The organism is Streptomyces sp. NPDC045026, from assembly GCF_056432625.1.
The window spans coordinates 452,199-474,077 of the sequence record NZ_JBWKIS010000004.1; the positions used below are offsets into that span (position 1 = coordinate 452,199).

Here is a 21,879-nt window from a genome sequence, read left to right on the forward strand (position 1 = left end):
CTGACCTGCACAAACGACGAAGCCCCGTCCACTCCCCCAGCACCGTGGGAGTGGACGGGGGTCTTCACCGCCGGAGCGGGCAGGGTCCCTAACGGCGACGCCGGGACCCTGCCGCCCCTCCGCGCGCCTGAGTGGGAGCCCCTGGCACGCGGGTCTGTGGTGGGAGATCACTCCCAGTAGAAGATGCCTCCGCCGGGGAGAGCGGCCTCGTGGCTCGGGTGGTGGCCGTCATGGAGGGCGCATCGGACGATAAGGGACGAGAGGTCGCGCTGACACACCGCCAAGAGGCTTCGCGCCAGGAGATGCGGGATCGTGGACACGGCGATGCACACGGGCGGTGTCGTCATAGCCAGGGACCCCGCCTCTCCTTCTGGCTCGCCTCCAGGCACGTCGGGGCACACGCCCACAGCTCGATGCGCACCTTCAGCCCGTAACGGACCTCTGTGACCGGAGGGAGCGCACGGTCCTCGTAGAGCCTGGCACCACACAAAGCACACGCCCAGCCCCGGAGCTGATCACCGTTCAGCCGGCGTACATCGGGCGCCTCGATGGCGGCCGTCACGACGTCACCCGCTTCACGAGTGACCTCTCCGCGATGGCTGCGCGGCGACATTCGCCCTCGTCCGCCGGCCGGAGGTGAGCGGGGTCGGCGTCCCACTCACGTCCGCCACCTGGGGCGCGGAGCTGGACGTAGATGCCCACACGTCCCATGACGCGCCCGAGCTTGTTCGTCTCCGCGTCGACGACGAGAGCGCCGATCTCCTGTCTCACTGTCATGCCGCGCGGCCCCCTCGTCGGATTACGTCGGCCAGTCGAGAGGCGACGTCCGCCCGGACCCGCCCCAGGTTCACGAGGCCGGGCCCGAATGACGCGTCGTCGACGCCAAGGGACGGAAATACGATTCCCGCCTCATCAAGTGCCGCCCGCAGGGACTCAGTTACTTCCCTCGCTTCGGCGTTATCCGGCTCTCGTGTCTTCGCCATGAAAGGGACGCTAGGGACGTCACCCGGTGCAGCGGGAGCCCCCTTTCGCGAAATTTCGCGGTGGCCCTCTTGTCTTTCGCCCTATTTCTCACGAGGCTATTGGTAGCCGGTGGCTCAGCGCCGTCACGCCCGGCGATCCTTTGTGGACCCGAACCTGAACGAGAGGACTTGGCCATGCCACGACGACTCCGGTTCAACGGCACAGGATCAGGCGAAGGCGGATGCCCCGCGGTACACGAAGACCTGGATTCCGGAGAGGTCATCGTCCACGGCCCACCGCTCGAAGACCCCACGGACATCGCGAAGTTGCAGCATCTCGACGCAGGGGAGGTAGCGGTCGTCATTCCCAGGAACACGCTCGTGGACTTCGGCCCGCGCGACGAGACACCCCGCGTCATCGACCTGGACGCGTTCGGCCGACTCTTCGAGAACTTCAAGCACACGGCGTGGAGGCTTGAGACGCGCGGGCGGTACGCGTCGGATGAGGCGACGTCGACCTACGCGCAGTTCGTCGCCGAGGAAGAGCCGGCGTGGGACTACTCGTCCTCGTGGTGCCAGACGATCAAGGCAAAGACCGCTGACGGCGCCCGCGTCGAACGCGTCCGCCTCGTCGACTCCCCTTCAACCATCGGGCAGCGCTACTTGACCGCCCACGCCGTGAAGAACGTGGCGCTTGGGGAGGACATCCGCAATCTCAGCCGCGCTGACGCGGATCGTCTGCTCCTCGGGGACGAAGACTTCTGGATCTTTGACTCCCGCATCGTCGCCCGCCTCGTGTTCGACGAGGACGACAACTTCACGAGCGCCGAACTGATCACGGAGCCTGCGGCCGTCAACCGGTATGCACAGCTCCGTGACGCTGCCTGGCACTACGCCGTGCCGTACCAAGAGTTCAACGACTAGCCACGAACGAGCGTGACCGGTGACGACCGACTATCAGCAATCGCGCGAGGCTCTCGGGGAGAGGCTCCGAGAGCTCCGCTTCAGCCACCCTGACGGGCGGCTCACCGGGGCACAGCTCGCGGAACGGCTTGGGTGGTCTGCGGCCAAAGTCTCCAAGCTGGAGAATGGCCGGCAGACCGCCACCGCCGACGACCTCCGAGCGTGGGCGGACGCAACAGGCCAGCCTGAAGCGTTCGAGGAACTGCGCTCCCGGCTCGCTGGCTTCGAGTCACACATCCGCTCGTGGCGCCGTCAACTCGCCTCCGGACACCGCGCCGCACAGGACGCCCACAACACAGCTCAGGCTCACGCCACGGTGCTACACGCATGGGAGTCGTCGTGGGTCGTCGGTATCCTCCAGACGCCCGACTACGCGCGATCGATCTTCACGCGCTTCAGCGAGCTGCACCGGTCGCCGCGCGACGTGGAGGATGCCGTCCGGGCGCGGATCAAGCGTCAGGAACTGCTCTACACCGGGACGCGGCGCTATCGAATCATCATGTGGGAGGCCGTCCTCCGGGCCATGGTCTGCCCGCCCTCCGTGCTCGCCTCCCAGCTCGACAGGCTTGCCGGCGTCGTCGGTATGGACACCGTGGAGCTAGGAATCGTGCCGTTCGGCGCATCACTGAAGCTGCCGCCGGGGTCCGGGTTCTGGATCTACGACGAACGCCAGGTCGTCACGGAGACATGGCACTCCGAGCTGTGGCTAGAGGACGCGGACAGTGTCGCCACGTACATGCGTGCGTGGAAGACGCTGGAAGAGTCCGCGGTCTACGGCGCCGACGCGCACAACGTCATCAACGCAGCACGTCGCGCCCTTCACGCCAGATAGCCCGCGACTCACTCCAGGACACCAAGCTCCGTATCCGGCCGGCAGTGCGTGCAGGCTGGGACGCCTTCGGTCACGGCGCGGAGGGCTTGGTCACGGTCGACGCCGCGCGAGCGCTTGCCCGCCATGTGGCACTCGCCCACGTGGACGTATACGGGCGCCCGTCCCCCGAGCCCCATCTCGATCAGCCACTCCGGGGCCGGCGGACGGCCCCGCTCGCCGCGCGTGCGCTCGTCCTCGCGGCGCTCCGCCTCCTCGATCCATCGCCGGGTGCGCCAGAGGTCGCGCTCTTGGACGCGCTCCAGAAAGCGGAGCATGTCCAGCTCAGACGGCGACGGCTTATCGTTCACACGTTCGATAATAGGTCAAACAAAAAAAAAAGCCCCCGTCATGTGACGGGGGCGGCGAGCTGCTACATGCGGAAACGGTGGTCCCGGCTTGGCTCCGGGGAAGGAGTCGGCGTCGCCGTGCACTCCCTGCGCCAGGTACGGCCGTCAGTTGCCTGACACTCCAGGCCGATCCTCACGTTCACCGGGTCCGCATGGTCCCACTCCAACTCAATGCACAGTTCGAAGACGGCGCCCGGGGCGGGCGACGCCCACAACACAGGCTGTGGCACGTCCTCGTGGCTGCCCACCGAACTCCGCACACCACGCACAGGACCCGACACGGTGACGCCCGCGTCCAACAGAGACGCACCGCCCTCTTGCTGGATCTTGATCGTGGCGAACCACTCGCCAAACTCTTCCTTCTTCGCTGACACGATCTTGAACACTGGGCCGGCGGCCTCTTGCTGGGCCCGTTGTTCTGCGGCGGACTGCGTGCGGGCCAGCGCCAACGCTTGCCGAGCGGTCTCGTTGGCCTCATGAGAGAGAACGTTAGCCGCGTCAGCAGTCTGGTTCGCCCGCTTGGCGGCGCGACCCTGCGTCCAGGCGAAGGCGACAGATCCGAACGCAGCAACTGCGCTGCACGAAGCTATCCAGTCCGAGGTGTCCAACGCTCCCCCACTCCCCCACGCGGTCGACGGTGAGACGCTACGCCGATGGCGGTCACTCCGCAGGCGCCACGCGCCTAGCCGCAGCCTTCGCGGCCATCTCGACTTCGAAGCGGCTCATGCCCACGCCGTCTTGCTTCGCGTAGGCCGTAACCTCCTTCTGGAAGGTCCACGTCGCGTCATACCAGGGCTTCCATGCCTCCGCGGAGTATGGCTCTCCCCGTACAGCGGCGAAGGCGGCGACGGCCGCGCGCTCCAGATCGATCAGGCGCTTCATCTCAGGTGTGGGTTCGTCGGTCACGTGTCCGGATCCTACGACGCGGGTACGACAAAGCCCCCGACGAACTATGGGCGTCGATGCCGACGTTAGCCGTGCGGACCTCCTGGGCTCAGAGTCCACAATCACAGTCTGGCCACACGATCGGCACACAGCCCTCACGTAGCGCATGATGGCCTTCTAGCTCACACGGCCCTGGGGGGATCTTGCGAAGCGCCACCATGGCAGCGGTCGTCGTGGCCGCCGTCCTGCTCGCCGGCTGCTCGTCCGGTGACGACGCCACGGCCACCGTCGCCCGCGGTCGGGCGAAAGATGTGTGCGTCGGCTTGGGGCTCAAACCCGGCGGCCCCTCCGACACGGCGCCCGACGACTCCACGACCACCGACTTTGCAGAGGCGGCCAAGGAGGGTAATTCCCTTGCAGACAAGGCCGCAGCCGCCGCCGACGCAGACCCACGCTGGACACGCCTCGCCGACTCCATCAACACCATCGCGATGATCTTCCAGGGCGCCGCAGACCAGGGAGACACAACGGGCGCCACGCTCACGGACGCCGATCACACCGACGTCAAGAACGCGGCCCGTGTGATGCACGCAGAGTGCCGCAAGGCGTTCGCAACGGGGTGACTGCACCATGACGGGGGCTCGCCTCATACGCCCACGGCGCGTTTGACGTTGATGACCCTACGGGCCTCGTTCAGGTCCACGCGGACCGTGTTGGGAGTCAGCCCGCTGTACTTCGTCAGCCGCGCCTTCGGGCCGTTGGCCGCGCCGCGGATCGTCTCGGGCGCCACGCCCAGCGCGTCGGCAGCATCAGCGTAAGACACGAGGACGGGCCGCTCCGGCTCGTTCACGGGCGGCGCGGACTCCTCGTCCACCGGGGGCGCTGGCGGCGCGTCAGCGGGCGCCTGCGGCTCGTCGTCGACGGTCTGGACGCCACCCTCGTCCGCCGGGGTCTTCCGCGCGTGCACGAGGAGCGAATCCCCGAGGAACGCCACCGCCGGCCAACCTGCGACGAGCACCCGGAGCGCCGTGGGTAGGTTCTCCATGTCCAGGACTCCGGCCGTCGCGACGTTAGCGGCGAGTGAGGCGGCCAGGGACGTCAGGAACCAGAACCACGCGGCGCGCTTCGGGACGTCAGGCGTCCGGATCCGCTTCCACGCCATGACCATCAGGAGATCGACGGAGACCGGATAGGCCCACGCCTTCCATCCGCCCTGCCCCGCGGCCTCCGCGATGTCGTGGATGTGCGCGAAGGAGAGGGCGGCAGCGATGACGGCCTGAATCAGGATCGGGTCCAAGCGACGCAGGTGGGCTCTCATGACTCCTCGTTCGTGTGCTGCGAGAGTATGTGAATGGTTAGTGGACCCTTGCCTCCGCAATTGGCAGGGGACCCAAGGGAGTTCACTCCGCAAGGGTTGTCGGGCCCGGACGTCGACCTACGGCCATTTTGTTGCCGCTGCTGGCCCATTCGAGGCACTGGTGTTGCTGCCTGGGAGCGTCGGCCCGGACTCAGTAGCCAGACAGCGCTAACGTCTCCCCACTCAAGCTGAGACGGAGAACTGAGATGCCTGGATACGTCCCCCTTCCGGCTAGCGAGATGGCATGGACCCGAAACGAGCTGGGCCAAGAGACGGCACGCCTCAGCGCTAACGGCGTAACGCTGACCATCGTCCGTGGTAAGGCCGGGGAGGAAGTGCCCGCTCATGGGCACACCCGTGGTTCCGTGATGTATGTGACGTCAGGGCGAATCAACGTCGACGGGCACGAGCTGGTAGGCGCTGACGGAGGGAAGTGCAATCCTGGCCCGGGCCACTACCAAGCAATCTTTCTGGAAGACTCCGTATATGTAGTCGCACACGCCGCAGACGACGAGATCGTTCGCGACTGACTCCGATCTCGTCCCCGCGTCGTAGGGCCTGGCGGAGGAAGTGGCGTTGCGCCACGTCGTCGACGAGGCACGTCACCCCTCCCTCGAAGGTCAGGCTGTAGTTCACGCCGCGTCCCGCGTCGTGGCACGTCGGACGGTCAACGGTCGGTACAGGGGGATGATCGCGAATCCCCCGCCCACGAACGCGAGCGAGACGTTTCCGGTGCCCGCCGGCCACGGGTCGTCGGCGGCCGTGCGCTCGTGGCCGTGGAGCGTGAAGACGTCGCCCAACCGGATCTCATGGGCCAAGACGGGGACTTCGTAGGTGATCGGTTCCATGACTCCTCCATGCGTGTCTTACGGTTATGGAGGAGTCCCCGCGACCGCAATTCGCAGGGACTCCGGGCAGATTCAGGCCGCGACGTTGCCGAGGAGCAACGCCAGGAACTCAGCGCCACCCACGGTCGCGTGCTCGACGTCCGCTAGCTCGTCGACACTCTCGGCCTCCAAGGTGCGGAGCATCTCCGCAGCGTCGTGCGTCGCGTAGTGACCGGGCTCGACTTCGACGAGGTACGTCGTCGGGTCCTCCGTGGTTACCGGACGGAGCGGACGACGAGCGGCGTCCCAGCTGCACGCGGGGAACTGCGTGGCGCGCTTCGCGAGCCGCTCCGCCATCTCGTGCGGCATGGTGTCGGGCGCCGCCGCAATCCGCATCTCGATGATTGCTGCCTTCACGGCCTTCGTGTGCGCCGCTTCAAGCTGCTTGACGGTGCGGATCTTCCCTCCAACCTCCGTGCGGACGACGCGCTCGACGCTGGCGACGGTGATCGTCGTCTCGCGGTGCTCGACCTCCGCCGGCTCGTCGCCGACGATCGCGGCGTCCGTGGTGCGGGCGTGCTCGTCGCAGCGGTAGACCGGCCAGTCGTAGTCACCGTGAGTCTGCTTCACCTGACGAACCTTCGTCGCCGGCGCACCGCACGCCGGATGACCGAACTCAGTGGCGGTCCCCCAGGAGCGGACGATCAGGCGGTGAGTAGCGGTGCAGATCGCGTGTCCATCTCGACTCCTTCGTGAGTCCCTTGCGATGACTGGACTATGACACAGTTATGGTGCGCAGCACAACACCCAACGGCAACCTCCGTGAAACGACTCGCGGAGCCTCGCGCGTGCGCTCCTCCCACAGAACTGGGTCGCACGTCAACCGAGTTGGCGTATCTCGCGATGGGCCGCTAGCGTCCTCGGCATGGACAGGCGTCTCCGCCAAGCCCCGTGGCCGGGGTACAGGGACGCTTGTTTCTCCCATTCCGGGGGCATTGCCCTGCGGGATGAGCGGGGCTTCTAACGTCCCGAGTGGTCAGTGCGCTCTCTAGCGGCTCACACCAGAAGCCGGCAGCGCTGATCAGTCCGCTGTGTACGACATGCAGCACCGCACTACGCGTCAGGGTCTAACGACCCCAACGAACACCGCTCCGGCGGGGCACGGTCTAGCGGGCACCGTGTCAGGCAGACACCGTCTGTCCTTCGTTGGGGTTGTCACGTCGCCATGTGGCGGCGGCCTCTCGAAGGACGGCTCATACCTTTTGAGAGGAGAGCTGTGTCTTTTTCTGGAGTGGCGCAAGAGTTGGCCGCTGTGAGCCCATGGGCCCTCGTCGCCCTGGTTCTGCTCGCACTCGTCGTCATCTTCGCCGGGGGTGCCGTTTGCCTACGTATCGCCCTGCGCGACACGTCGGAGGATGCGCGCCCCGGCATCATCCGTGAGCTTGTCGAGTTCGTCCGCGCACTGCTCTGGCACCGTAAGTGACTGGCGCGGTACTACACGCGATGCAGGAGCGAGAACCCCGTCCCGCTCCCCTCACAGGTCTGGAGGACGAGCGCAGGCGACCCGGCGAACGCTGGGATGGATCCGCCCTGACGGTTGATCCGAAGATGTCCGTAGACCTTGTACGTGCCGGCCAGAGGGCCGGAGATCACGTGGACGGTGCGGCCGACGGGGACGCGGCTCAGCCACTGGTAACCCATGTAGTTGTGGCCAGCGAGGATCCGCCCGGCGTACATCGTCAACGCGCCTGCGTCGATGCAGGGTTGCGCGCGGGCCGAGCAGTCGCGGTAGTAGCTGATTCTGATGTCCGCCGGAGGCGTCGCGATGGGGTGCTTCGTCCGCGGCGTCGTCGACGGAGAGGCGATGCGCGGAGAGGGCGTCAGTGTCTTGCGCTCCCCCGCCCTCGTCGTGTGCGGTGTCGGGCGCGGGGTCGGACGGTACGGCTTCATGCGCGTCGGGGAAGGCGTGACGACGGGGGCCGTCGCCACGTCAGCGAGCGCGGTCGGTGCGTCGGCCGGCGTCGCGAGGACTACGGCCAGGGCCGCCACGGTGGCGACGGACGCGCCAACGGCTGCCGCGCGGATGCCGGCGCGGGAGGGTCGGCCCGTGTGAGCGAGTTGCCCGCTCCCCCTCCACCGCTCCATGAGACGGCGCTCCCCGTTGCTGAACACGTGCCGCTGAGTGACGTCGGGGTGCAGCTCCAGGTGGCCACCGACGCGCACCCACATGTACGACTTCCCGAACATGGCCGTGCGGCCGGCGAGCGTCTCCGTGGGGTACGTACGGCCCGTGTAGGCGAGCGCGTCCGACACCTCGTTCGCCGCGAACCGGCCGTAGCCGAACTGCCCGGGGATGTCGACGCCGTAGGGGTACGGGCTGTCCGGGAACACGGCGGTGATGACGCCGGTGGTGTCCCACCGATAGCCCGCCACGTCGTCGCGCACGTGGACCACATCGTCGACGCTGAACTTCAGACTCATTGTGTCTCCTCGCTCAGATCTCATCGAGTGCCCCGCCGCGGATTCGAACCGCGCGCTCGATGGCAGGTGCCAGGGGGTTCCAGGCTTTCCCATGCGGGGCGTGGTGCTCAGGGGCGCTTGACGAGGTCGAGTTCCGGTGTCGGGCGCGAGCTGAGGCTCTGGCCGTAGTCGTACGCGCGGTCGTATGTGTTGAACCACGTCCACGTGCGTTCGTCGTCCGAGATCTTGAGTACGTACATGTCTCCTCCTACGGCCTGCCTCCTCAGCGCGGGTAGGCCATTGCCCGCGGACGCCCCGGAGGGCGTTTCGGCTATCGGGTCCGCCACTCCGGGTGGAGCGTGAGATAGGCGCGGTTGGACGCGATCAGCTCGCGACCTTCGGGGCTGCGGTAGTTGCGCGACGCTCCGTGCGCTCGCTTCTCGCCGATCTGGGGAACGACGCCGTACCGGTGCGTACGGAGGAACGTCCGCTTCAGTGCCGCGACCTTCATGTCGTCCCTTCCTCTGGGGTGCCCCCGAAGAGGCGCCCCGACTTAGCTACTTGACCGTGATCCACCGGAAGATGTGCGCGTGCCTCACGTTGCCGTCGCACGCCTTGCCGTGTGCCGTACAGATCAGCTTGTGAAGCTCCGGCATGACTCCCCCTTCCGCGGGGCGCTTCGTGAGCCCCTGGCGTGGCTCAACTATGGCATGGTTATGGTGCGCACCACAACGGCTTACGGGAAGGTTCCGTGAAACGACTCGCGCAGCTACTCGCCGGCTGCCAGAAACTCCGCGGCGCGCACGATGTCCGCGGCCGTCGCGTCGGTGCCCGCGAGGAGCGCCTTCGCCTGCGTGACGAAGTCGCCGCGCACGGAGACGACGGGGACGCGGGGAATGTCGGCCGGCGCGTCGACGTGGCGGACCAGTGAGGCCCACGCGATGAACCGGTCCGTCCCCTCTTCGCAGATCAAGTACGGCACGTTGTCGTCGTAGTCGAATGCGTCGATCTTCTTCACGATGCCGACGCCGCCGGCGGAGTTCGGATTGTGGGCCGACGGCAGAATCTCCACCCGGTCGCCCACCTTGACGGGCGCCGACTCCTCCGGCTCTCCCCCGTCGATCTCGTCGGCCAGGGCGAGAATGCCCCGGGCGAACTCACGGGCCTTGTCGGGGCGGAGGGATGCGTCCGCGGCGCTCTCGTTGTCGCTGTACGCGTCGAAGTGGACGGCGTCGCCGGAGACGTACGCTGCGATGCGGTCACCGGAGGACCAACGGCACTGGGCTACGTACTCAGTCATGTTCTCTCCTCATGCTTGATGGTGCGCGAGTCGTTTCACGGAGGTCGGTCAGAGGGCGTCGACGGTGAATCCCTCGAAGGGGTCCGCGTCGCTGCGGGCTTCTACGGCGTGCATCACGTCGTCACCCCAGAGGGCGGCCTCTTCGGGGCGCACGCCCTGGAGGTCGTAGTCGTCCAGGCTGGGCAGTCGCTTCATGGTTGGTCCCTTTCGATGCGTGTGTGTCTCACGCAGTCAGGCCGTGTGTAGTGGCTACACCGCGGGCGCTCTTGGTGCCCTTGCTTCGGAGCTGACGCAGCGCGGCGCCGCTCACCGAGAGGTCCGCGCATGTCTGGCGGTAGTCCTGCTGAGTCATGTTGACGCCGTAGAACGCGCGCAGAGCGAGCGCCTGACGGGCGGGGATCTGCGTCATGAGCCAGCGGGCCAGGTCGCGGCGCTCGGTGGGGTCGGTCACCTGCGTGTTCGGATCGGCTAGGACATCGGCGAGTGTGAGGCTGGCGCCGTCCCCGTCCTCCCCCGCGGCGGGTGCGTTCAGGCTCTCCGTCGACCCGAGTCCGTCGACAGTGGCCATGAAACGCTCGCGCGACATGGAGTTCCGGGAGCCGACGGCGTCTCGGCTGACGCTCGTCCACGCCTCCTCCACGTTGCCGGCGTGCTCCCACAGAGCGCGCTTCACGCGAAGGGCCGCCCCGGGCTCGACCGTGATTGCGGACGTCATGGAGACGTGGGTCTCCTGGACCGTCCGTCGCACGGCACGGTAGACGAAGGACGAGAGAGCGGCGCTGCTCGACTCCGAGTTGTAGTCGTGCACGTGCTGGATCAGGACCGCGCGTGCGTCCTGGAGCAAGTCCTCCACGTCCACCGCACTGGCCGACGGCGCGGACTGGCGGATGATGTTGGTCATCATCGGGTCGAAAGCCTGGACGATGGCCCACATTGCATCCTGGTCTCCGGCCTGAGCGGCGGTGATCTGAGCGTCTGTGACCTCAATGCGCGACATCGTGTCTCCTCGTGAAGGACTTGTGTTACTTACGTAGTGGGTCGGAGAGGACCGGTTGTGACGCGTGGATCTGAACTAATCTCAGAGGGCGGGAATCGAGGCCCCGCGGACGTGATTCAGAGCGCACGAAGCCCCCGTCCCGCACGGGGAACGGGGGCTGGGAGTTCAGTGCGTGAGTCGTTTTACGGAGCTAGGTGGTGCACGGGGACGCCAAGCTGTTCGGCGATCCCCACATCAGCCGTCGCGAGCGGGCAGGACTCCCACCCGGTCAGGACGTAGACGTCAGTGACGTCGGACCACTGAAGATCGGGGCACGTTGCGGTGTGGGCGCCCAACAAGCCCGCCGTTTCCGCCAGTTGACCCACCTCGTCGTGAGTCTTTTGCGGCCCCGTAATCATGATCAAGGTATGCCCCCCGGCTGCGTCGATGCCCTCCCCTTCCCAGGTGGAGAGCGCACGGTCCATCGATGCGACGACACCGCGGACGATCGCGATTGCTCGCGGAAGCCACACGGTGCCGCTTTTGAGTTCTGCCTGAAGCGCGCCCCGAGTTGAGTCCAGGGCCGTGCCTTCAGTCGGGCGGGATGGTCCGTGCGTCGCCTGCCGGCCTGTACCGTCCGCGTCCACGTCGGGTCGGATCCCCGGCATGGTCACTGCGTCGTCGTAGATGGACAGGAAGTGACGAAGCTCGTCCAAGTCACGCTGTAGAGCGTGTGCAAGGGCTGTCAGATGCTGTCCGTCTGCGACGTGTTCGGAACTGTAGGTCACAGGTACCCCTTCGGCAATTGCCAGACGGCTAGAACGAGACGTGCGTGTCGGATGGTTTGCGTCGGTTTGCCCCGACGTTCACAGCGGCAGCGTTTGTACTACTTATGGCGCCCGCCCAATCTCACCTGCGGTTATGGCAGCCGACATAACTGAGAGTTCAACGAATCCCCGTGACCAACTCGTTATCTTGTGAAGGTCATGTGATGAGTCGTGAAGGCGGGTCGCGTGTCTCTGCGTTACCGGAGTCACTCACTCCGTAAGGCTCTCGCCAGCGGTTTAGTGAGCCAGACCGTGACATCCGTGTCCGACTTGGAACGGTTACAACTGCCGCATGACGGAACGAGGTTGGCCCACTCGTGGCGCCCGCCCTTCGCAAGCGGACGAACGTGGTCCACCTCCAGTACAACCATTTCGCTGAACGCCGCGTCACAGTAGGCACAGGACCACCACTCCAGCTCCTCCCACCGTCGCAGAACGTCACGACGGGAGGGGTAGAGCGGTGGCTCAACGGGGCGCAAGAGGGGCAGGGTTCGCATGGGACGCGACACATGCCGGGCAACGCGGGGACCGTTTCCGGTCACCGCCCGATCAACTGCGCTCACACGCCCCACCGTTGGTGGCGCGAGACGTGCGGGCGTCATGCTGCGAGCCCCACGCCGGCGTACCACTCGTCTTCCCGCTCACGGAGGGCCTCGTCGTACTGCTTCCCGTCGGGCGTCTTCATGTAGAGCGATCCCCACGAGCGGCCTCCGACCTCCGGATCCGTGTCGAGCGGGACGCCGAAGAAGTCCATCCGCATAGCGGCACCGACCTCCCGCGCCACCTCCTCCACCACGTCGACGGGTGCCGACCCTAGGCACTCGTCGTGGATGGGGAGGAGGAGGTACTCCGTCAAACCCCTCTCGTCCATGTCGAGTAGCGCCTGACACAGCACGTCGCGCGCGGTGCTCTGGACCATGTAGTTCGTCGCCGCGTACACGCGGTCCCGGTCGAGCGGAAGCCGTCGGCCGACGGGCGTCCATACGACGTAGCCGTGCCCGCGAGCCTCGCGCTGGACCTTGTTCGAGTAGCGCCGGATCCCCGGGTATACCCGGTCGTACGCCGCAATGGCCGCCTTCACTTCGGCGATAGGCGCACCGGTCTGGCGGGAGAGAGTTGCTGCTCCTCCCCCGTAGACCTTGCCGAAGCCGACCCCCTTGCCCATCTTGCGGTGCTTCTTCGTGAACTTCGGACCCCAGATCAGTTCGGCCGTGAAGTCGTGGAGGTCGCGGCCCTCCGCGATGGCGCGCTTCATCGTCCGCTCGTCCGCCAGGGCGGCTAGGACGCGCATCTCCACCGCGGAGTAGTCCACGCTAAAGATCCGGTGCCCCGGGTCGGCGAGCAGTGCACGCCGGATCGTCCAGTCCCCGGAGGGGAGTTGCTGGAGCGGCGGGCCGGAGATGGACATCCGTGCCGTCCGCGCCTGAAGGCTGTTGATCTTCGGGTGGATGCGTCCGGCGTTGTCGAGCCCATCGCGCATAGCGACTCCGTAGGACTTCGCCCACTTCCCCGCCCTCTTGCTGCGGAGTACCGCGTCCGCCAGGGGGTTCGGTGCGCGCGAGCCGATGCGGACCCAATCCCGGTCGACGTCGGCAAGGGCCTGAAGGATCTCCTTGTCCACCTTCAGAGCGCCACTGTCAGTGGTCTCCGTTAGCGTCTCTCCCATGCCAACGAGAGCCGCACTCACCTGCTTCGGGGCGTTGACCGACGTCACGCCGTACTTCGCTGCCTTGCCGGCGTGGAGTGCAGCCTCCTCCTGGAGGCGCGCGACGAGGGGGCGCACATAGTTCTGATCCACGAGCATTCCGCGGCGCTCCATCTTGGCGCAGACAAGCATCACGGCGTGCTCGAAGTCCACGAGGGACTCACGGACCCCGGCTTTGCGGAGCCGTGCCTCCAGGACTGGCAGCACCCGGGACACGAGGATCGCGTCAAGTCCCGCGTACTGGAGGTAGATCGGGTGGTTGATATCGATCTTCGCCCAACCGGTTTCCTTCTTCTCCCCGATGGTGTGGAAGACCTGCGTGAGGTCTTCCTGTGTGTCTGGGGCGTTGGGGTCGACGTCCCTCGCGCACAGCTCCTTCAGCTTCAGTCCGTATCCGCCCTCGTGTCGGGGTCGCGGATCGAACAGATGAGCGATAATCTTCGAGTCCGTCACCTTCGGGGCCAGCGTCGCCAGCGGGACCCGGAGGTGTCGGTCCAGGACGAGCATGTCGAAGGTGGCGTTATGGAAGACGAGCCGAGGCAGCGTCAAAAGCGCCCAGCGTGCGGCCTCTTGCATCTCCGGGCGGTACTCCACCTGAAGAACCCACGCGTCCCGAGCGTCGCCGAACTGGACCGTGCGGAGGCGGTAGAAGGGGGAAAACGTGTCGAGCCCCGTGGTCTCCGTGTCGGCGCCGATCATCTCGCCCGTCGATGCCTTGCGCTCCACCCATCGACGGAACTCGTCCAGGTCCGCGGCCGTCTCCGGAACGCGGGTCATGGTCTCGTCCCCGGCGATGGTGTAGGGGAAATACTTCACGCTGCCTCCTCTCGTGTCTGCCCGAAGATGTCGGTCGGTGTGGTGTCGTCCGTGGGGGTGCTCTCCGCCTCCGCTCGCGCGGTCTGCGTTTCCTCGTCCGTCATGAGGCGGATCCCGTGGAAGCCCCATCGGCCGCCGCGCTTGTCCTTCGCGAAGCCCCGCGACTCCAGTTCCACGCCAAGCGCCCAGCCGGAGAGGACTTCCTTCCGGCTCAGGCCCGCGTCCTCTGCCCACTCCGCGTACGCACGGCGGACGGCCATAGGTGCGACGCGGGCGTCAGGTTCCTGGACGAGGCGAGCGGCGATGAACTCCGCGAGCCTGTCCTCCGATTCGCGGTAGTCCTGCGTGGCCGTGGCTACGGACTTCGGCTCTTCGAGACCCGACGCGTACCACTCCTGCGAGCCGCGGACGGCCCACGCCAAGATGCCTTCCGCCTCCGCCCGGAGCGTGGCCGGAAGGGTCTTGTCGACCTTCGAACCGCGGAACGTGGCTTCGAACGGGATCAGCTTGACCCTCCGCCAGACCCCGAGATCCTGGCTCAAGATGGCGGGCTTGTAGTTGCCGGCCACCATGAGAAGGAAGTTCGGAACGTAGGTGAACGGGCTTCCGTACAGCGCACGGCACGTCACCGGATCTCCGCCTGTGAGCTGCTTGACGAGAGCCTCCGCAAGGCGGCTGTACTTCTCCGTCTCGCTCGCCGTCACGAGCCGCGCACCACGGAGGGCGGCCAGTTCTGGTGACGCCTGGCCCACGTTCACCCGCTGCTCAAAGGTGCTGAACTCCGTGGACTTGGTGACGCCGCGCAGTACGTATAGGAGCGCGTCCAGGAACGCGCTCTTCCCGTTCGCCCCCTGCCCGTGCATGAAGACGAAGCACTGTTCTGCCGTCGACCCCGTGATCCCGTACCCGACGAGCCGCCGCATGAAGGCCGGCATCTCCGCATGGTTGGGGAAGATCTCCACGAGGAACCGTTCCCACCTCGTCGCCGGAGCGTCGGGGCGGTACGCGATGTTGAGACGGCGCGTGATCATGTCGGCCGGCGAGTGTGGACGAATGGACCCCGCGCGGAGATCGATCGTCCCGTTGGCGACGCTCAGGAGGTGTGCATCCGCGTCGAAGTCCGCGGCCGATGCCGGCACCCCAGGCACTGACGGCAGCGTCTTAATCACGTCTTCGATCGCTCGGTTCGTGAGCGCCTTCAACGCGATCTTGCGGGAGCCGTTGTCGCCCGACGCGATCAGTTCGGCGCCCATCTGAAGGAGCGCCGTCCGTACCTCGTCGTTGCCCGGAGCCCACACCGTTCCGTCCCAGACGAGGAAGCCGAGACCGGGCGCGTAGCGCACTCCCCCGCCCGTGCGCGCCATGTAGTCGCGCAGGCGCACGGCGACGCCCACGTCCGTGAGGTCGAAAGCCTCGCGCGCGGACTGCGACATCGTCTGGAGGGCGGCGTCAGTCTCCGATACGTCCGCCTCCGCCGACGGCGCGGGGGCCAGCTCGGGAGTGTCCAGCTCGACGACAGTCGCAGCACGGACCGCGCGGTGCAGCTCCGCGGGGAACGCCTCTGGCGTCCGCTCGCGCCACGCCGTCAAGTCCTCCCCCGTGTTGGGGAAGGCGAGCTGACGCGGGTGGTTTCCGTCCGCCGCAAGCGCAGTCGCAAGTGCGCCAATCCCTCGCGCTCCTGCTTCGTCCGGGTCGAAGGCGAGAACGACGTCACGGCCGCGGAGATGTTCGACGAGTTCCGCGACGAGGGCCGCGTTCCGAGCCAGTCCGGCGCCGCGGATGATGAGCGCGTCGTAGCCGACTCCGACGGAAGTCAGTCCGTCCCCCGGTCCCTCCGTGACGAGGATGGTGTCATAGCCCGCGCCAGCGGAGAGGATGCCGTACTTCGCCCACGTCCTCCCGTCGACGTTCGTCAGGGAGACCCAGCGGGCGGGGCACTTGCCGGACAGGTCACGCCCCTGGAGGCCGCGCACGATGCCGTCGAACCCGACGAGCGGGACCGTCAGACGCGGGTACCGGGTGAACGAGCGGGAGAGCCATGGCCGCGACTGTTCCGTCTGCGTCGAGAGACCGACGTCCAGGTCTGCGCACTGCTCGGGAGTGAGCCCGAACCGGTCGGCTGCGTACTTCTGAGCGGCCTCCGCGAGCGGCGCCACGCCCTCCGTGTCCTGGAGAGCCTCCGCCCACCGGTCGACGGCCGTCCGCAGGCCGGCAATCTCCGCGACGCCGACGGACTCCGGGGCCTTCGCGCTGACGGTCTTCACGCCCTGGCCGTCGACGTCGAAGAGGTCGCTCGTCGACAGGTTCAGCTTCGCCAGGATCTCCGCGCGGTCGCAGCCGGTGCGGCAGACGAGCAGAAGCTTCCCGTCGTCCTTCAGCGTCAGCTTCAGTGAGGGGTGGTTCTGGTCGTTGTGCACCGGGCACAGCGCTAGGTACCCGTCGTGGTCCTCCTCCACGCCACGCAGGCGCCCCAGGATCTCCGTCAGTCGCAAGGTCTCTCCCCTCTCTCTTGTGCATGCGGAAGGGGCGCCCCGGAGGACGCCCCTTCGCTTCGGTGTTCGGATGTGTCTCGCCGCTTGTTCAGTCTCAGTTTGTGCGCGTGTCGGATCTCGCGGCGTCCAGGTACGCGGCGAAGTGCGCATCTATGGCCATCGCCAACTCCAGCTTCTGTCTACGAGGCGAATCCTGATACGGATTGCCGGCTCCCAGCGCTGGGAACTGCACCAGCTCCAGGACAGCAAGCTCCAAATTTGAGGCGTAGCGAAAGGCCCTCTTGTTCGCCGTGTACCGCTGCCGCCGGACCCACTTACGGAAGTCAACGTCCCGGAGGTCTTGCTCGGTAACGCTCTGCCCTTCCTGCTCAGCCCACCGAACTTGGTGTATCTCTAGAAGGCGGTGTACAGCGTTCTCCAGCCCGTCGTACGCCTCGACCCGGTCACGCCAAGTGGCTGTGCTGTGCTGCCTCCTCGTCTGATGAACGGCCACCGCGACGGCCACACCACCAGTCACGAGCGTGCCAACAAAGCTCCCGACAGTGGCCCACACTGCTGCACCGATTGCCGCATCCATGCACGGGATGATGCCCGCCGATCTCGATCGCGGCACTCTGCTTGGCCGATCACGTGGGCTCGTGCACGTTCACATGTACGGCATAAGCCCTCGGTGAAAGCTCGTAGAGCAACTTCTCCGCGTCCCGCAGTCGGTTCATCAGGCGGCAGTCCGTTGCCAAGTCGCGTACGACGTAGCCGTCCCTCACGTTGGCGTTGCGTCGCTTCACGACGGCGCAGCCGAACGGCTGGCCGGCGTGGACTGCCTCCCGGTTGGCCTGGCGGATGTAGTCAGAGAGGGTGATCGACTTCTCCGCCTTCGCTTCCAGGGCGTGCAGGTAATAGCCGTCAACGTCGCCGATGTCCTTCGCGCCCATCTGTACGTTGCGGTGCGCGGCGGGGTTGTGGTGCTCGCGGAGGTAGCCGACAATCGTCGACTCCCACGCGGAGCCGGTCCGTTTACTGGAGTTCGACATGCGCCCACCGCTTCCCGCTCTTCAGCCCGCTCACGAAGCCTGTCGTCGTGTTGAACGCGCGGGCGACGTCAACTCCGCGAGCACCGCCCGCGATCATGCTCTTCATGGCTGCTACTTCGGAGGTGGTGAACCGGCGCCCCCATCGGTCGTGACGCTTCTTGTCCGCAGTGTTCTCAGCCGGCGTTGCCCACCGCAGGTTCGATGCTCGGTTGTCCCACGGATCTCCGTTGACATGAGCCGCCTGCGCCCCATCAAACGGCCTGCCGTGGAACGCAGCGCACACCAAGCGGTGCACTGTCGTCCACACCGTCTTTCCACGGTCCGTGTAACTGACCTGTGCGTACTTCCGGAACGACGGTGTCAGTTCACGAAGCACGAAGACGCTCCCGTCGTCGGTCGCGTAGTACCCAGGGAAGTCCGGAACAGGGTGTAGGCCCTCGGTAGGAACTGCGCGCAGTGGCTTGCGGCTTCTCGTCATCCGCTCTCCTCTCGGTTCAGCACGTACACGCTCGCGCCCCGCGAGAGCGCGACGCCGACGGCTTCCCAATACTTCGGGAAGTCGCGCCTCGACGTCGCTGCGGGGCGGATGTAGATCAGGTCACCGTGGCCGGCGTCGCGTATGTCGCCCAGTGCGGGGGCGTTGGCGTCGTCGATGACGTGGAGTGCGCTCACTCGTCGACGCCCCGTGCAAGGGCTCGGACGATCTCGTTCGCGTCCGAGTCCTCCGGGCTGTCCCACGCAGTGTTGTTACGTACGGAATACTGAAGCGCCTGACGGATCAGGTCGGCCTCTCGCCCGCTCAGCTCCACCGTCACGCCGCTGTTCGCGATGACCTTCGCCATGTGTTCTCTCCTTAAGCCGGGTGGTGCTCCTACGCCGAAAGCCCCCGGGACCGAAGTCACCGGGGGCTGAGGGGTGGAGCGTCAGACGCGGATGAGGGGGCCGTACGTGTCGACGACGTTGCGCAGCGTGCGGCCTTCGATCGTCGGGCGCGCGCCCTCTCCGAAGTCCCCGTGAACCTCACCGTCGATGCGGGCGAACTTCCAGACGTCGCCGTCACGGTCCTGGTAGCGGGCGGTGAGCTCGTACGTCACACCGTCGTGCGTGTAGGTGTTGGGGTAGTCGACGCGCTCGACCTCCGCGGCGTAGATCTCCTCGCCTGTCCTGTCGAGTTGCACCAAGTACCGGTGCGTGTCGTCCTTGTTGATTCGCCAGGTCTCAGACGTTGAGGTGACCGTCCCCCTCCCGCCGTGCTCGGCCTCCGCGTACGTCGCACGTCGCACGCGGACCCGGTCACCGACCTTGACGGGCTCCGACTCGTTGGCCTTCGTGAGGATGTGTTCCCGCGGAGCCGTGTGCTTGCCGTCGGTGTGCTCCACGACCCAGAACGGTTCGTCGTCCCATCGGTTCATGAAGGGGCCGGCAACAAGCGAGCCCTTCAGCCCGATGTTGTCCGCCTTCACCTTGTCGCCGACGGCGAACTTCGGGGGCTCGGGGATGGCGGACAGGGTGTTAGTAGCGACCGCGTACTCCCGGCCACCCTCGATCCGGACGAGGTATCGTCGCTGGCCGAACGATCCCGTGAACGGGCCGTAGGTGATCTCCACCTTCCCGTGCGCGATCTGCTCTACCTTGTCGCCGACCTTGAACGTCTCCATCACTTACTCTCCCCCTGCGCGTCTCCGATGACGACCATGCGGTCCGCGGCGACTGTCTGCACCGCGAGTGTCTTGCGTCCGATGAAGCCGGAGTCACGCCCCGTCGGCTTCACCTTGACCAGCGGGACGACGATGCCCGCGGACTTGTTGCTCTCCAGCTCCAGGACGACGGCTTCCGAGAGACGGACGACGTTGCCCTGTCGCGACGCGTACGAGACGACGACGCCGGGGCGGATCTCCGCACCCGTGTAGTCAGTCAGCCGTGCCTTCCCCATGTGTGCTCTCCTCCAGAAGTTCCGTGAATGACTGGTGTAGTTGCTCCCTGAGGAAGCCGAAGGCGTGGTGTGCTTGCTGCGGGCAGACCCCATTGCCGATGCGGCCGATCTGCTCTTCGCGTGTGAGGTCAGGGACGTCGGTAACCCACCCGTCGGGGAGGCCCATCATCCATTCGGCGAACTTCGGGGCGAGCTTCAAGCCGCCCCGGGGTCCGCGGACCAAGGGGACCGGAGCCTGTCGGCCCATGAAGATCTCCCACCGGTACACGGCTGTCGCGAACTGGCCCCACCACTCAGCCGGCGAGTGCGGCCCGTCGTCCGCCACGTCGTCCGGGTCGACGTTCAGGAGGAAACAGACCTCGTCCTCCAGCGTCGGCCCGTGCCCCCCGGCCTTCCGTTTGTCCGGGTGCTGTGCGCTCCCGTTCGTCGCCAGGTTCGCAGTGGGCGTCTTGAACAACTTCTCTGCCCGCTCCCGCGGGAAAAGGCGGGCGAGTGCCGTCACTAGGTCATCACCGCCCGAGCCCTCCCGTTCCCTCTTCGCGAAGTCCGGCCCGCGGGTCGCGTCAGCTACCGTCGGCGTCGGAAGGTGTGGCGTAGCAGAACCACCGGTCGCGATGGTGCGGAGCCCCGATGTCGGAAGCTCGTAGAGATAGCCACGAAGCGCTGTACCCGATCTCGTGAAGCGAACGGAGCACGTGGCTTTGTCCCCGATTTCGGAGTGCTCCCACGTTCTCCAGGAAGACGTGTCGCGGTCGAAGAACCCGTATCCCGTCGGCGATGTTGAACCAGATTCCGGAGCGCTCACCCTTGATTCCCTCCCGGCGTCCCGCGTTGCTGATGTCCTGGCAGGGAAAGCCCGCCGTGATGGTGTCGATCTCCTCGTCCATCAGCGCGCCCCAGTTCTGGAACCTGACGTCGCCGATGTTGGGGGCGTCGGGGAAGCGGTGCGCCATGACTCGGCAGGCAGCTCCGTGAACCTCCGCGACGACGGTGACTTTGTCGCCCGTCAGGGCTTCAACCGCGATTCCCAGTCCGCCGTAACCGGCGCAGAGTTCCAGGATCGGCATGGGGCATCGGTCTCCTTCAGTGTGCGTAGACTCGTGAAAGCGCCCGCCCCTCCCGACCGCAATTCGGGAGGAGCGGGCGTTCTGCGTGGTGGGGTGGTGCTAGGCGGCCTTCGCCAGGTCCGCCGTCTCCGCGGCCTCGTAGGCACCGAGGATCTTGATCACCGGCTTGTTGTAGCTGACCTCCTGGCCAGCACGCGGACCCTTCTGCGGCGTGAATGTCACGTTCTCAATCGTGAGTGTCGCGCGCACCGCCTGGCCGGCGTGCTTGTCCAGCTCCGCGAAGAGCGGGCCGAGGACTTCGACGAGCTTCCAACTGCCGGAATTGAAGCGGAAGATGCCGAGGTCCGGCGCCTCCGACATCCGGAACTTCACGTCGACGGACGGCTTCGGGCCGCGCATCTGCTGAGCCTTCAGCTTCCGCTCAGCGATCAGCGAGGGGCAGCCGCATGGCGTCCCCTTGTCCTCCTCGGGCGACAGGTACTCGAAGCCGTCGCAGTGGTGCGTCATGCCCGCGCCGGGTACGAACTGCTTGAACGAGGCGTCCACGCCGTCCATCTCGATGACGATGGAGACGGTCGGGGAGTCCGTCAGGATCTGGAGGTTGTCTTCCTTGTCCGTCTCCCACTCCTCAGCCTCACCGCCCAGAAGCTCCGCGATCTTCGCGGCGACGGACGGATCTCCGGTCGTCACCCGCCACTCGTTCAGCGACTCGGGGACGTCCTTGCCTCCCAGGTTCACGAGGCGGCCGGAGCGGAAGCGCCCGACGACATCGTCAGCGAAGTTGGTGCGCTCCTTCGGAGCGGCGTCGGGGTCAGCGTCCCAGATCTTGCGCAGGTGGTTGCCCATACGTGAGTGCCTCTCGTAGCTGGTGTGTGCGGTGGTGTGCTTGGCCGTTCGGCCTTACATCTCTGTAATGGGTCGGCCGTCGTCGGATGTGACGCGAGGTTCGCGAGTCGTTTCACGGAGATCCGACTTCAGGCGTGCGACCACTGCGGCCTTCAGCTCCAGCGCTTCCATGCCGAAGTTGGCCTCATCCGCGGCACGCCGGCGGGCAGCGAGC

32 protein-coding genes and 1 other RNA gene are annotated in these 21,879 nt (G+C 66.5%); 5 read left to right on the forward strand and 28 right to left on the reverse strand.

What is annotated here, in order from left to right; translation table 11 throughout:
• Nucleotides 1-558: 558 nt before the first annotated feature.
• A complete protein-coding gene (locus AC07EJ_RS12600; protein WP_478884185.1) occupies nt 559-777 on the reverse strand; it encodes a hypothetical protein in 219 nt (72 codons plus the stop codon).
• A gap of 380 nt (nt 778-1,157) precedes the next feature.
• Here AC07EJ_RS12600 and AC07EJ_RS12605 point away from each other — a divergent pair, with 380 nt between their 5' ends.
• Together AC07EJ_RS12605 and AC07EJ_RS12610 are read left to right on the forward strand one after the other, a co-directional pair.
• Nucleotides 1,158-1,886 carry a DUF6879 family protein gene (locus AC07EJ_RS12605; RefSeq protein WP_478884186.1) on the forward strand — a complete coding sequence of 243 codons (729 nt, stop codon included), beginning with the start codon at nt 1,158-1,160 and terminating at the stop codon, nt 1,884-1,886.
• A gap of 19 nt (nt 1,887-1,905) precedes the next feature.
• A complete protein-coding gene (locus AC07EJ_RS12610; RefSeq protein ID WP_478884187.1) occupies nt 1,906-2,757 on the forward strand; it encodes a helix-turn-helix domain-containing protein in 852 nt (283 codons plus the stop codon).
• Between the two features lie 8 nt (nt 2,758-2,765).
• Here the strand turns inward: AC07EJ_RS12610 and AC07EJ_RS12615 are convergent, their stop codons facing one another.
• The 3 genes from AC07EJ_RS12615 to AC07EJ_RS12625 all read right to left on the reverse strand — a co-directional run bounded on the left by AC07EJ_RS12615 (nt 2,766) and on the right by AC07EJ_RS12625 (nt 4,049).
• On the reverse strand, nt 2,766-3,104 hold the full coding sequence (locus AC07EJ_RS12615; RefSeq protein WP_478884188.1) for a DUF6233 domain-containing protein: 339 nt from the start codon (nt 3,102-3,104) through the stop codon (nt 2,766-2,768).
• Nucleotides 3,105-3,166: 62 nt separating this feature from the next.
• On the reverse strand, nt 3,167-3,751 hold the full coding sequence (locus AC07EJ_RS12620) for a hypothetical protein (protein ID WP_478884189.1): 585 nt from the start codon (nt 3,749-3,751) through the stop codon (nt 3,167-3,169).
• A gap of 52 nt (nt 3,752-3,803) precedes the next feature.
• Nucleotides 3,804-4,049: a hypothetical protein gene (locus AC07EJ_RS12625; protein WP_478884190.1), complete on the reverse strand. Its 246-nt coding sequence runs from the start codon at nt 4,047-4,049 to the stop codon at nt 3,804-3,806.
• A 197-nt stretch (nt 4,050-4,246) separates the two neighbouring features.
• On the opposite strand from AC07EJ_RS12625, the gene AC07EJ_RS12630 reads away from it, so the two are divergent.
• A complete protein-coding gene (locus tag AC07EJ_RS12630; RefSeq protein WP_478884191.1) occupies nt 4,247-4,651 on the forward strand; it encodes a hypothetical protein in 405 nt (134 codons plus the stop codon).
• 23 nt (nt 4,652-4,674) lie between these two features.
• On the opposite strand, the gene AC07EJ_RS12635 is transcribed toward AC07EJ_RS12630, so the two are convergent.
• A complete protein-coding gene (locus AC07EJ_RS12635; protein ID WP_478884192.1) occupies nt 4,675-5,346 on the reverse strand; it encodes a DUF2637 domain-containing protein in 672 nt (223 codons plus the stop codon).
• Nucleotides 5,347-5,624: 278 nt separating this feature from the next.
• Here AC07EJ_RS12635 and AC07EJ_RS12640 point away from each other — a divergent pair, with 278 nt between their 5' ends.
• Nucleotides 5,625-5,915: a hypothetical protein gene (locus tag AC07EJ_RS12640; RefSeq protein ID WP_478884266.1), complete on the forward strand. Its 291-nt coding sequence runs from the start codon at nt 5,625-5,627 to the stop codon at nt 5,913-5,915.
• Nucleotides 5,916-6,017: 102 nt separating this feature from the next.
• Here the strand turns inward: AC07EJ_RS12640 and AC07EJ_RS12645 are convergent, their stop codons facing one another.
• On the reverse strand, nt 6,018-6,233 hold the full coding sequence (locus tag AC07EJ_RS12645) for a hypothetical protein (RefSeq protein WP_478884193.1): 216 nt from the start codon (nt 6,231-6,233) through the stop codon (nt 6,018-6,020).
• Between the two features lie 72 nt (nt 6,234-6,305).
• Nucleotides 6,306-6,842 carry a hypothetical protein gene (locus tag AC07EJ_RS12650; RefSeq protein WP_478884194.1) on the reverse strand — a complete coding sequence of 179 codons (537 nt, stop codon included), beginning with the start codon at nt 6,840-6,842 and terminating at the stop codon, nt 6,306-6,308.
• Nucleotides 6,843-7,524: 682 nt separating this feature from the next.
• Between AC07EJ_RS12650 and AC07EJ_RS12655 the strand changes: the two genes are divergently transcribed.
• On the forward strand, nt 7,525-7,695 hold the full coding sequence (locus AC07EJ_RS12655; RefSeq protein ID WP_478884195.1) for a hypothetical protein: 171 nt from the start codon (nt 7,525-7,527) through the stop codon (nt 7,693-7,695).
• 11 nt (nt 7,696-7,706) lie between these two features.
• On the opposite strand, the gene AC07EJ_RS12660 is transcribed toward AC07EJ_RS12655, so the two are convergent.
• The 21 genes from AC07EJ_RS12660 to AC07EJ_RS12760 all read right to left on the reverse strand — a co-directional run bounded on the left by AC07EJ_RS12660 (nt 7,707) and on the right by AC07EJ_RS12760 (nt 21,665).
• Entirely contained in the window at nt 7,707-8,693 is a 987-nt protein-coding gene (locus AC07EJ_RS12660; RefSeq protein ID WP_478884196.1) for a hypothetical protein, read from the reverse strand.
• A gap of 107 nt (nt 8,694-8,800) precedes the next feature.
• Nucleotides 8,801-8,932, reverse strand: coding sequence for a hypothetical protein (locus AC07EJ_RS12665; protein ID WP_478884197.1), 132 nt, complete (start codon nt 8,930-8,932; stop codon nt 8,801-8,803).
• 9 nt (nt 8,933-8,941) lie between these two features.
• An RNA gene (locus AC07EJ_RS12670) (hammerhead ribozyme type II) lies at nt 8,942-9,005 on the reverse strand.
• Nucleotides 9,004-9,183 carry a hypothetical protein gene (locus tag AC07EJ_RS12675; RefSeq protein ID WP_478884198.1) on the reverse strand — a complete coding sequence of 60 codons (180 nt, stop codon included), beginning with the start codon at nt 9,181-9,183 and terminating at the stop codon, nt 9,004-9,006. The genes AC07EJ_RS12670 and AC07EJ_RS12675 overlap by 2 nt, the downstream gene beginning before the upstream one ends.
• Nucleotides 9,184-9,441: 258 nt before the next feature.
• Nucleotides 9,442-9,972, reverse strand: coding sequence for a hypothetical protein (locus AC07EJ_RS12680; RefSeq protein WP_478884199.1), 531 nt, complete (start codon nt 9,970-9,972; stop codon nt 9,442-9,444).
• Nucleotides 9,973-10,020: 48 nt separating this feature from the next.
• The gene (locus tag AC07EJ_RS12685; RefSeq protein WP_478634192.1) at nt 10,021-10,167 is read right to left on the reverse strand and encodes a hypothetical protein; all 147 of its coding nucleotides are present in this window, start codon (nt 10,165-10,167) and stop codon (nt 10,021-10,023) included.
• Nucleotides 10,168-10,195: 28 nt separating this feature from the next.
• On the reverse strand, nt 10,196-10,969 hold the full coding sequence (locus AC07EJ_RS12690) for an RNA polymerase sigma factor (RefSeq protein ID WP_478884200.1): 774 nt from the start codon (nt 10,967-10,969) through the stop codon (nt 10,196-10,198).
• A gap of 182 nt (nt 10,970-11,151) precedes the next feature.
• Complete coding sequence (locus AC07EJ_RS12695) at nt 11,152-11,736, reverse strand: DUF7169 domain-containing protein (RefSeq protein WP_478884201.1); 585 nt, start codon at nt 11,734-11,736, stop codon at nt 11,152-11,154.
• Nucleotides 11,737-11,981: 245 nt separating this feature from the next.
• Nucleotides 11,982-12,377 carry an HNH endonuclease gene (locus AC07EJ_RS12700; RefSeq protein ID WP_478884202.1) on the reverse strand — a complete coding sequence of 132 codons (396 nt, stop codon included), beginning with the start codon at nt 12,375-12,377 and terminating at the stop codon, nt 11,982-11,984.
• Entirely contained in the window at nt 12,374-14,296 is a 1,923-nt protein-coding gene (locus tag AC07EJ_RS12705) for a DNA polymerase (protein ID WP_478884203.1), read from the reverse strand. The genes AC07EJ_RS12700 and AC07EJ_RS12705 overlap by 4 nt, the downstream gene beginning before the upstream one ends.
• A complete protein-coding gene (locus AC07EJ_RS12710; RefSeq protein WP_478884204.1) occupies nt 14,293-16,788 on the reverse strand; it encodes a phage/plasmid primase, P4 family in 2,496 nt (831 codons plus the stop codon). Before AC07EJ_RS12710 ends, AC07EJ_RS12705 begins: the two co-directional genes overlap by 4 nt.
• 94 nt (nt 16,789-16,882) lie before the next feature.
• On the reverse strand, nt 16,883-17,365 hold the full coding sequence (locus AC07EJ_RS12715) for a hypothetical protein (protein WP_478884205.1): 483 nt from the start codon (nt 17,363-17,365) through the stop codon (nt 16,883-16,885).
• 49 nt (nt 17,366-17,414) lie between these two features.
• Nucleotides 17,415-17,819, reverse strand: a complete 405-nt coding sequence (locus tag AC07EJ_RS12720) for a hypothetical protein (protein WP_478884206.1) — start codon at nt 17,817-17,819, stop codon at nt 17,415-17,417.
• A complete protein-coding gene (locus AC07EJ_RS12725; protein WP_478884207.1) occupies nt 17,803-18,297 on the reverse strand; it encodes an HNH endonuclease signature motif containing protein in 495 nt (164 codons plus the stop codon). The genes AC07EJ_RS12720 and AC07EJ_RS12725 overlap by 17 nt, the downstream gene beginning before the upstream one ends.
• Nucleotides 18,294-18,491, reverse strand: coding sequence for a hypothetical protein (locus AC07EJ_RS12730; RefSeq protein WP_478884208.1), 198 nt, complete (start codon nt 18,489-18,491; stop codon nt 18,294-18,296). Before AC07EJ_RS12730 ends, AC07EJ_RS12725 begins: the two co-directional genes overlap by 4 nt.
• Nucleotides 18,488-18,661: a hypothetical protein gene (locus AC07EJ_RS12735; RefSeq protein WP_478884209.1), complete on the reverse strand. Its 174-nt coding sequence runs from the start codon at nt 18,659-18,661 to the stop codon at nt 18,488-18,490. The genes AC07EJ_RS12730 and AC07EJ_RS12735 overlap by 4 nt, the downstream gene beginning before the upstream one ends.
• Before the next feature lie 81 nt (nt 18,662-18,742).
• Complete coding sequence (locus AC07EJ_RS12740) at nt 18,743-19,477, reverse strand: phiSA1p31-related protein (RefSeq protein ID WP_478884210.1); 735 nt, start codon at nt 19,475-19,477, stop codon at nt 18,743-18,745.
• Nucleotides 19,477-19,752 (reverse strand): hypothetical protein, encoded by a 276-nt coding sequence (locus AC07EJ_RS12745; protein ID WP_478884211.1) that lies wholly within the window; start codon nt 19,750-19,752, stop codon nt 19,477-19,479. The genes AC07EJ_RS12740 and AC07EJ_RS12745 overlap by 1 nt, the downstream gene beginning before the upstream one ends.
• Nucleotides 19,730-20,254, reverse strand: a complete 525-nt coding sequence (locus tag AC07EJ_RS12750; protein WP_478884212.1) for a DNA (cytosine-5-)-methyltransferase — start codon at nt 20,252-20,254, stop codon at nt 19,730-19,732. Before AC07EJ_RS12750 ends, AC07EJ_RS12745 begins: the two co-directional genes overlap by 23 nt.
• A gap of 61 nt (nt 20,255-20,315) precedes the next feature.
• Nucleotides 20,316-20,819 carry a DNA cytosine methyltransferase gene (locus tag AC07EJ_RS12755; RefSeq protein WP_478884213.1) on the reverse strand — a complete coding sequence of 168 codons (504 nt, stop codon included), beginning with the start codon at nt 20,817-20,819 and terminating at the stop codon, nt 20,316-20,318.
• 99 nt (nt 20,820-20,918) lie between these two features.
• Nucleotides 20,919-21,665 (reverse strand): recombination directionality factor, encoded by a 747-nt coding sequence (locus AC07EJ_RS12760; protein ID WP_478884214.1) that lies wholly within the window; start codon nt 21,663-21,665, stop codon nt 20,919-20,921.
• Nucleotides 21,666-21,879 lie beyond the last annotated feature (214 nt).